We start from the raw sequence: 10,454 nt of genomic DNA, 5'->3' as shown, positions 1-10,454 counted from the left end.
GTAAAACTATGAAAAAAATTAGCATATTTTGGTTTAGAAGAGACCTAAGGCTTGAAGACAATACAGGTTTGTATTATGCTTTGGAGCAAGAGAAAAATGTATTGCCCCTATTTATTTTTGACAAAAATATTCTTGACAAGCTAGAGGACAAAGAAGATGCAAGGTTATCTTTTATCCACAGTCAAATATCCAATTTATCAAAAAAACTACAAAAATCAGGTTCTGATATCTTAACCAAATATGGAACTCCAGAAGAAGTATATAAGGAGTTGATGGAAACTTACGATATTCAGAATATCTATACCAACAGGGATTATGAACCTTATGCAAAAGAAAGGGATAAGGGAATAAAATCCCTCGTTAAAAGCAAGGAAATCCAGTTTTTGGATTTCAAAGACCAGGTTGTTTTCGAAAAGGAAGAAATCTTGAATGGCAGCGGAGAATATTACAAAGTGTTCACCCCATACAGCAAGATATGGTTGGACAAATTCAAAAAATCTAAACCTCAACTCCTTTCAATTGAAGATTTCAAGGATAATTTATTCAAGACAAAACCTTTTTCTATCCCAACTTTGAAAGAAATGGGATTTGAGGAAAGTGATATAAAAATTCCAGCATTGGAAATTGACAAGCCTTTGATCAAGAAATACGATCAAACGAGGAATTTTCCTGCGATCAATGGCACAAGCAGATTGGGGATTCATTTGAGATTTGGAACTATAAGTGTAAGGAAGTTGGCTTTGGAAGCAACAGAACTCAATGACACTTATCTGAATGAATTGATTTGGAGAGAATTTTACATGATGATACTTTATCACAATCCTCAAGTCGTAGATAAAGCTTTCAAACCACAATACGACCATATTCCATGGAGAAATTCCGAAGAAGATTTCCAAAAATGGTGTGATGGCAAAACCGGATATCCGATTGTGGATGCAGGAATGCGGGAATTAAACACCACCGGATATATGCATAATAGGGTGAGAATGATTGTCGCCAGTTTCTTGACAAAACACCTTTTGATAGATTGGAGATGGGGTGAAGCATATTTTGCAAAGAAGTTGTTGGATTTTGAGCTATCTTCGAACAATGGTGGCTGGCAGTGGGCTGCAGGAACAGGTACAGATGCCCAGCCATATTTCAGGGTTTTCAATCCTGAATCACAAACAGAAAAGTTTGATAAAGAACTGAAATACATCAAAAAATGGGTTCCAGAATATGGAACTTCCAATTATCCCAAACCGATGGTTGACCATAAATTTGCTCGGGAAAGAGCAATAGAAACATACAAAAAAGCATTGAATTCATGAATATAGGAGACAGAGTGAGATTGCTTCACGGCAATGAAGAAGGGGTAATTACCAAAATTTCAAATGCTGGAAGAATTGAAATCGAAATTGAAGACGGATTTAGAATTCCTGCAATGAAAAATGAAGTAGTAGTGATTTCTGCTTCAGAAAGACAATATTTTGGTGATGGCATCAAAGAGGAAAAACCGACCAGCTTTTCTTCCAAGTCCAATGACTTGGACCAAAATGACGGAGTGTATCTGGCATACCTTCCCATCAATGACAAAGACCATAGCATCTATTTGGTCAATCCAAGCGCTAGAAATTATCTGATGATGGTATCAGAAGTATATGGTGACAATAGCAGAACTTTGGTGTCAGGTGAGCTAAGTTCAAAAGGAAGTAAGAAGATCGGTGAAAAATCCATTTCAGATTTTGAAGATTGGCCTACTTTACTTTGTCAATTTTTCCCAATTCATCAAAAAATAGAAAAAACACAACCTTCATTTGAAAGAAGAATAAAGTTCAAGGCTACTTCATTCTTCAAAAGTAAAGGCAAAGCTCCTGTTTTGGATAAAAATGGCTATATTTTTAAACTTTCCGAAAACACAAAAGATATCGATGTCAAGCAGCTCAATGAAGAGTTAAAAAAAGACAGTGCAGTAGAAATCACCACAAAATTTCCCAAACCTGAGAAAAGCATTGACTTGCATATAGAAAAACTCACCAAAGACTTTCAATTTCTGAGTAACAATGAAATGCTGAAACTCCAAATGGATACATTTGAGCGGAATCTCAATTATGCAATTGCCCATGGAATGGATGAAATCACATTTATCCATGGAATAGGAAATGGAGTTCTTAAAAAAGAAATCCACAAATACCTGAGTCAATTAGGAAATATTAAGTACTTTCAAGATACCCAAAAGAACCGATTCGGATACGGTGCTACTTTAGTTAGAATTTCATAAATCAATGGAAGGCAAGATTTCTCCAATTTTCAGGTTATTTGATTCGCATTTTGAAGATGCAAAGACAGCTTTTTTAGCTTTGGGAAAGCAGTATAAAGGCAAAAAAGCTATTGAGTTAGAGCAGAAGTTGATCTTCATAGAAATTTATATTGAATTGGTTTCAAAGATCCATTTCGAGGAAAAGAAGCTTAAATTTGAGATTTTTGAGCCTTTCAAGGAAATGTTCAAGGGGCTCAAAAAAACAAAACATCTCAAATTTGTCCTTCAAGAACTGGATCAAATAAAAAGCAAAAAAAATCTCACCTTCAACACCTACGAGAAATTCTTGTTGGAGGAAAAAAAAGAACATTACAACAAGATGTATGACTTGATAGTCTCTACTCCTTTGAAAAAATGGGAAAAGCTCTATTCGGATGTCCATCAACATAGTATTGGACTCAAACCTCTAATGGTAAATACAGCTACTACGCAGATTATCAACGAGGAACTGGAATTCTTCAACATAGACAATCAATTAAAACCAGACAACAAAGCACTTAAGGATATTTACGAAGGCCTGAGGGTAGTCACTGCTTTGGAAAACATAAGGATTGATTCTGGTTTCAACCCGATTTTCATCAGAGAAGTCCATGTAAAAATGAATACACTACAACAAACCTTGTTGTCATGGTATCAAAACCAGCTTTTGACACAGCATTTGATATATTTCTTTGGTGATAAAGAAGAAATTTCTAAAAAGTACAAAGACCTTTTGGCTGACTTGAAACAAAACAAAAAGAAGTTGACTGCTACTGTTCAAAGCCAATGCAAATATCTGTTTGATAGAATATTAAATTAAAGGTATTTTAAATCAAAAGCCTGTCAAATTTATACTTGACAGGCTTTTTTTTATAAATCAATCGCAAACTTGAGATCACTCCTTGGTCTGTGGGACACAGACCAAGCCTTAAATCCAAGCCTTAAAGAATAGAAAATACGGCTCGCGGTCAGTCGGTCATTGATGAATCGGAGATTTGAAATTTTCAATTCCTATATCATGATAATTAAATCATTTCCAAAGCCTTCTTCAGATCCTCTTTTAGATCTTCGGAATCTTCAATCCCTACGCTTAACCGAATCAAAGAATCTACCAAACCAACCTTTTCTCTCTCTTCTTTTGGGATACTTGCATGGGTCATAGATGCAGGGTGTCCACAAAGAGATTCTACACCCCCTAGAGATTCTGCCAAAGCAAAATAATGTAAGTTTTCAAGAACTTTTCTTGCATCCTCTACTTTGTTACCCAACAAGGTAAACGAGATCATTCCACCAAAATCTCTCATCTGCTTTTTGGCGATATCGTGATTTGGATGGTCTTCGAATCCTGGCCAATAAACTTTATCGACTTTGGGGTGGTTTTTCAAATAAGCCGCGATCGTTTTTCCATTTTGGCAATGCCTTTCCATTCTGATATGGAGGGTTTTGATCCCTCTTAGCACCAAAAAGCAATCCTGTGGACCTGGAGTCGCACCACATGCATTTTGGATAAATGCCAACTTATCAGCAAGCTCATCGTCGTTCACGATAATTGCTCCCATCACTACATCAGAGTGTCCACCCAAATATTTTGTAACAGAATGCATGACGATATCTGCTCCCAAATCCAATGGATTCTGTAAGAATGGTGTAGCAAAAGTATTGTCAACAGCAAAAAGGATTTGATGCTTCTTGGCTACTTCACCTATTGCCTCAATGTCAATGATATTCATCATTGGATTGGTGGGAGTTTCTGCCCAGATAAGTTTTGTATTTTCATTGATGTAGTTGCTGATCGAAGCAGGATCGTCCATGTTCACAAAGTGGAATTTGATTCCATATCTTTCAAACACTTTAGTGAAAATCCGGTACGAACCTCCATAAAGGTCATTTGTACTGATCACTTCATCACCTGGATTGAGCATTTTGATAATGGCATCTATCGCCCCAAGGCCAGAAGAAAAACACAAACCATGTTTGCCATTTTCCAACGCTGCAAGATTGTTTTGCAAGGCAGTTCTGGTAGGATTATGAGTTCTTGAGTATTCATATCCCTTATGATCGCCAGGAGAGCGTTGCACATAAGTTGAAGTCTGATAAATCGGAGTCATTATGGCTCCTGTAGATGGATCCGGCTCTACGCCAGCATGTATTGCTTTGGTACCAAATTTCATATTTAATTCTATTTTTAATTTCTAGATCAAATTAATACTTCAACAAGATTCTAGCAGAAGAATTCCAAAACATGCTATATAATTTGCTTTTCAGAAAAAAGCCACCTGTAAAAGCTATAATTTGGATTAACTTTGCCCAAAGATGGAAAAAAAGGCAGGCTTTTTCAAGGATATAAGATTAATCGGAAAGAATAATCCAGCAGTGGCTATAGCGCTCTTGTGGGTAAGTATTATCCCATCAGTTTGCAGCTTGGTTTTAGTACCTCTTACAGTCCAAAACAGTCAATTTCTTGAGCAAATTGATTTTTCGAATGTACTTGATATCTTGATGTATGTTTTTGTAGGAATGCTTTTGATGGGGTTGGCATTGATGCCCACTACCCTTTTTGCGGGATTATCGGGGTTTCTATTTGGGTGGCAAGCATTTTTGTGGGTGATTGTCGGATATTCTTTGGCCACATTGCTTGGATATTTATGGGGAAAAAAACTTGGAAAAGACAGTTTGGATTTGATCTTGGACAAATACCCCAAAGCCAGAGATTTAATTCGACAAAAGGAAAAAAAAGTAGGGGAACTTATATTCTTCGTGCGATTGAGTCCGGTTATTCCATTTGCCTTATCCAATTTATTGTTTGCGCTGCTCAAAAGTGGGTGGAAAAAACTGAAAATTTTTGGGCTTTTTGGAATGCTACCAAGAACAATGCTGGTATTCTTCACTGGAACTATTGCCTCTGATATTTACAGTGCCATTGAGCAAGACGGAATAAGTGGAAAAGGTTGGATTTTTATCGCTTTGCTGGTTTTTAGTGGCTGGGGGATTTGGAGGTTTTTTCAAAGAAATGGAAAAGATAAATTTGAGCTATAAATTCATCTTTGATTTGGTCTAATGAGTATATTTCCAATTCTTTTTCATCTTCTGTTTTCTTTAAGTTCAAAATATTTTAAACTAATTCTTTCTGCCTTTTCTATTCCTTAATCACCTCAAAAGATACATTTTTCCATACCCCTGCTTGAATCCCTTATCTCCTGCCGTTGCCCTAGGTTCTACAAATTGTCCCTCTTTCCTTACAAGAACTCTGTAGATATATACTCCATTTGCCAATTGATCTCCAAACTCATCCCTTCCATCCCAGGCAAAATCAGTAATATTATTTCCGATCCTAATCGGTCCCAATTCATCTTGCAAAATTTCCCTTACCACTCTTCCAGTGACAGTCATGATCTGGATTTTGATCTGATCAGGCACTTCCGAGCCCGTCACTGTAAATACAAATCGCGTACTTGTACTGAAAGGATTTGGATAGGGATAGAAGTTGGTGATCGTCGATTCATTGACTACCTCAAAACTCACCTCATATGGCTTATCAACTCCCAACTCATCTGTAGTCACCCTGAAAGTGTAAATTCCATCTTCTAATGGCCCAGGTTGCAACTCAATTCTGAAACTACTATTCTCAGTAGCAGGTGACCATGAGATTTTTGGGCTGGAGAAATTCTTTCTTTCAAATTGACATCCTTCACATTGCTTCTTGAGAAACAGTTCCAACCCCAAAGTGTCTTTTTTGAGCAGAAGTGTCTTTTCATTTTTCAGTAAAGTATTGATCAAAACTGTTGGTGAGACAATATCCCCATCCATGATGTAGGTGCCATCAAAACTCACATCCAATATAGCATTGGTATTGTCAGGGATCACATTGATGTGGTCTATCAAGTCAACCACATTGTTCCTAAATGTCTGCTCCATGATGATTCTAGGGTTGGCAAACACTTCGACATTGATATTCCCTCCATGGCCGATGGATTCGAAATCAAGATCAAATTCAAAACTCTCACCAGCCTTGATTGCCGGGATTTTCATATCAAATTTCTCGATTTTTCTTTGGGAAGTATTGTTGAAAGTCCATTGAACCGTGATAGAATCCAAGTAATCATATTTTGAAACATTCAAAAACTCAAATTTCAAATTGGTGTCTTCACCTTCCTGAAGCGTAATCTTACTTTCTCGACCCTTGTAAACCAAAACCCCTTCTGGCACTCCAGTATAGTTCACTTGCCACTTATTGAGTTGTGCCGGAGCGGTCGACTCTGCATCATCCATCGCAAACCTCAAGCGCAAATATGGAAATTGGACTGGATTGATGCTATTCAAATCAATCTCTCCTTCCCTGACATTGGAAAAAAGAACACTTTCCCCACCATTTTCCATTATCCCAATGATGTCGAAATTTGTCAATTCATCATTTATCCAATCTCTTGATTTGACATCATTGAAATATCTTTTCCACTCAGAAGAAGGACCAATCCTTGGTGTAATTATACTTCCTGATGTAAAATATCCCGTGACTTCTGATTCAAATTCGATGATTTGCTGATTAGGCTCCACTTCCAAATCCTTGGAACCCACTATTTCTATTGCTTCACCTGGACGCATTCCTTTTCTACCATGCAAGATATAAGGTTCTCCATTCTTGAGATTTCTCAAAGTGGCTTCATTTGCACCGACTTCCCTCAGCTTGGCGAAAATCACATCTCTCCACTGCTCATAGTTCACACTTCCAACGGAGAAAATGGTAACGTAGTCACCTTCTGGAAGTCCATCAATATAATCTATCAAAATATTCTGATTAGGGTCAGAAAGCCATGAGTTTCTGATACTTTGGATCACTTGAGGCACTCTTCCGCAACTCCTCCCATCCAAAATATCAAAACCTGGGATCGGAATCACCAAATAAGGCGTCAAGGATCTTTGTTCGAAGGCCACCAATCCAAGTGATCCGTTGGGACAAAGCCGTGTATTTGCATTGTTGACATTATCGATAATTTGGGGAATTCCTCCCAAATAGAACTGGGTATTTCTGAATGTCAAACTATCTGCGTCAACCCCAAATGTAAAGACTCCAAAATCCAATTTTGTATCTTCATATTTCCACTCTCTTTTGGTTGGATCTACCTCTAGATTCTCCAGACTGTTTTTCTCCAACTGAGGCAATACACGCTGAGTCCATCCATCTGGACCATTTTGAATATAAGAGAAACTAGAATTTACCCATTCATCACTTTCCCCGACCCTCGGATTGAGGTATTTGGATCTCCAGTAGAAAGTCATCGAATCTGTACTGGCAATATTTTCAAAAAGATCCAATTCCCAATTAAACAATGTGGATGTAGTCACCCTTCGCTCTCTCCTACGTGCAGAAGTGAAATCGGCAGCCGTGTCTATTTGTATTATCAATGTCCTGTCTTCTACCGAACTTCCGGGAATTTGCGTGATTAATGATACATTTCTGTTATTCACAATACCAAAATCAAATGGAAGTACATTCAAAGTCCCACTCAATGGTATAAACTGTGTTGTTGTGATGGAATTATTGGCATAAGTCAATTCTTCTGCTGTTCTTGATCTATTTACTTCAATAGTAAAAAGGTTATCCCCAAATGCCTGAACAGCTGAATTTGGGATGGTAAAATAGATTGTATCCCTTCGATCAATAGGTGCAAGCATGATCGGTTCATATTGGATATTTGTTCCATCAGGAAGTCTTCTGGAAACCCTAAAGTCAATAGAATCAAAATCAACCCTGCCCAGATTCCTGAGGACTACAGTAAGCTGCAATGAATCTGAAAGTGCATTGAATGGCTCTCCATCAAAACTCCCAAGTGTAACTTCTTCAGAATTTAAAGCATAATCTGGTCTATTTGCCGGAAACATTCGAGTAGCTGGATCTCCCAGCATGATCAGCTGCTCCACATGTGCTCTATTGACTTCTGAAGTCCCAAATCTTTCATAGAACAATTTTTCAACCTCTCTCCTGACAATTCCTATAGGTTGGTGAATCATTGAAGAATCAGAAAATGCCTTAGCATAAAATGATTCACTGTATCTCCTCAAATATATATCGACTCCAATATTGGCATGCGCCATAAAATTTGTACTTCCCTTTCTAGGAGTTAGCACCCAATCTTCGCCAAATGTGAAAGCATTGCCAAAAGCATTGCCTGCATCACAACCATTCAGTAACAACATCGGGTATTTACCTTGATTATTGTATGCCATGGTAGGATCAGAAGCAAAGCCTATTTCAATATCCAAAACTGTGGGTGCTCCATGCCCAAAGAAAGTAATCAAGCTTGCTCCCCTATTCACATCACCAGAAATATCTATCAATTCAACTGTAGAATTCGACCTTTTTCTATAGGTTTTTACATTTCCTCCAAGAAAAGGTCCCTCAGCAATGTTTTTGAATCCATTCAAGAAATTGAAATAACGCTCCAACTCAAAAGCTGAAACTCCACCACTGAGATGGATGATTTCCTTTTGCCAAGGTTCGGATACGCCCAAGGCATCCTTTTCTTTGGCTTTTTCAAGATAATCAGCAACCTGTTGGGGAGTCCTTGCAGGAATTCTACCAACTGCGACAGCAGATACTAATGGGTTTGTAGGATCCAAACCAATAGAAAAATTACTATCTGCATATGGATACCCTGCAGGAGGAACCATGTCTTGAAACTGAAAAATAGACGGCCTGTTACGATAAAAATAACTCACTGAATTCTCTCTGGCAGTACTAAAAATCCCTGTTGATCTTCCAACCAAAAACAGAAAATCAGGTTTGTGCAAAGGATAATAAGCCCTGAGAAATTCATGTATGGCTAATGGTGTTTTTTCTCCAAAAGAAAATTGATCATACAATTCATCTACATTGACGACCAAAGTATCATATGAACCTCCTGAAGGTGATGCCCTATGGGCTGCATAAGCAGTGACTGGATCACCATAACTAGCTGTAGGTCTTCTCAAAGCACGATTTGTGACGATAATAAAATCAGCAGCTTGATCTAGTAAATTTCTAAATCTAACTGGACGCATCACATTGACCTCTACGATATTCAACTGATTCTCAAGCAAGATTTTACTTGCAGTCTCAGCAATTCCTGCCTGCAGTCTGATTTGATTTCCTATTCTACTAATTGGAATTCTTACAGGATTCACAGGATCTGAAATTTCATGGGCAATATATTCAGAAACCACACTACTGATTTCCAATTCACTTTCTCCTGATGGAACAATCACTAATTCCTTTGAAAGGTCCCTATCAGCCACATTTTTTGAATAAACCAACCTTACATAAGCCAAAGAAACATTGTCTGGATTTGTAGGTGCATTGGATTGAAATTGTATTGTGATGCTTCCATCTGAATTAAAGTCAGTTCCCAACACAGGTACTTCCACATGAATTGCTTCATAATTTTCAAATTCAAAACTCCCAGTATTTCTTAGACTAGCTTCATTTACCCCTACCCTTACAAGAGTCAAATGTGGAGATTCAGACCTTCCTGTGAGTCCGATTTCCAATTTTGCACTTAGTCCAGCACTTACCTGACCGAGACCATTGAAGGTGATATTTCTGGGAGTCCCTTTTACAATAGGTGCTGACATCCATCCTTGCCCTTCTTCAAACTCCGAAAGTCTAGAACTTGGGAAGTATGTCGGCCCCAAATTATATTGATCAGAAAAAATCTCAATAACTTCTGTTTCATAATTGGAAATCTTCTGAAGAGATCCATCTGAAGTTTGCCTAGAGTTCATCCTCTTTCCTCTCACTCCTGGTGTGACAGTAAAGAAAAAAGCTGTGGAATCATTGTGGGTATTGAACATCGTATTTCCCACATGAGAAGGATCATTAAAGAATTTGGCATCTAATGTCCCATCATTTCTTTTTCCATAAAACTCCACAAAATCATTTTGGTCAAACCTCCCATTGTTCTCGCCTTGCACATGAATCGCCACTTCCTCTCCCCTATGGTACATCCTGATATCTCTAGGATCGAGACCATTGACATTGATGCCAGAAGCAGAAAGCGTCGTAAAGGTAATTCTGTGAATACCATCCTGAGCTGTATAAATCCTATGGTAGGTGTTGTTGTGATTTATCCAATTGTTCTGAGCATAAGCGCCAGAAAGACAAGAAAACAAAATTATGATATGTAGAATTTTGACCTTCATA

Annotated in this window: 6 protein-coding genes; 4 read left to right on the top strand and 2 right to left on the bottom strand. The window is 37.9% G+C overall.

Annotated features, from left to right (window positions below):
• The first annotated feature begins 8 nt into the window (after positions 1–8).
• Genes MM236_RS15330 through MM236_RS15320 form a run of 3 tightly spaced genes read left to right on the top strand, consistent with a single transcriptional unit; the run spans position 9 to position 3,098 of the window.
• Positions 9–1,310, top strand: a complete 1,302-nt coding sequence (locus MM236_RS15330) for a cryptochrome/photolyase family protein (protein ID WP_241275870.1) — start codon at positions 9–11, stop codon at positions 1,308–1,310.
• The gene (locus tag MM236_RS15325; protein WP_241275869.1) at positions 1,307–2,260 is read left to right on the top strand and encodes a Smr/MutS family protein; all 954 of its coding nucleotides are present in this window, start codon (positions 1,307–1,309) and stop codon (positions 2,258–2,260) included. Before MM236_RS15330 ends, MM236_RS15325 begins: the two co-directional genes overlap by 4 nt.
• Before the next feature lie 4 nt (positions 2,261–2,264).
• A complete protein-coding gene (locus tag MM236_RS15320) occupies positions 2,265–3,098 on the top strand; it encodes a hypothetical protein (protein WP_241275868.1) in 834 nt (277 codons plus the stop codon).
• A 205-nt stretch (positions 3,099–3,303) separates the two neighbouring features.
• Here MM236_RS15320 and MM236_RS15315 read toward each other — a convergent pair whose 3' ends face one another.
• Positions 3,304–4,449 (bottom strand): cystathionine gamma-synthase, encoded by a 1,146-nt coding sequence (locus MM236_RS15315; RefSeq protein ID WP_241275867.1) that lies wholly within the window; start codon positions 4,447–4,449, stop codon positions 3,304–3,306.
• A gap of 142 nt (positions 4,450–4,591) precedes the next feature.
• Between MM236_RS15315 and MM236_RS15310 the strand changes: the two genes are divergently transcribed.
• The gene (locus MM236_RS15310) at positions 4,592–5,314 is read left to right on the top strand and encodes a TVP38/TMEM64 family protein (RefSeq protein WP_241275866.1); all 723 of its coding nucleotides are present in this window, start codon (positions 4,592–4,594) and stop codon (positions 5,312–5,314) included.
• Positions 5,315–5,425: 111 nt separating this feature from the next.
• Here MM236_RS15310 and porU2 read toward each other — a convergent pair whose 3' ends face one another.
• Entirely contained in the window at positions 5,426–10,453 is a 5,028-nt protein-coding gene (gene porU2 / locus MM236_RS15305; RefSeq protein WP_241275865.1) for a putative type IX secretion system sortase PorU2, read from the bottom strand.
• Between the last annotated feature and the right edge of the window lies 1 nt (position 10,454).

The organism is Belliella calami, assembly GCF_022549695.1.
GTDB classification, from domain to species: Bacteria; Bacteroidota; Bacteroidia; order Cytophagales; family Cyclobacteriaceae; genus Belliella; species Belliella calami.
The sequence above is the reverse complement of the archived record's forward strand: the minus strand, read 5'-3'. Positions and strand labels throughout refer to the sequence as shown.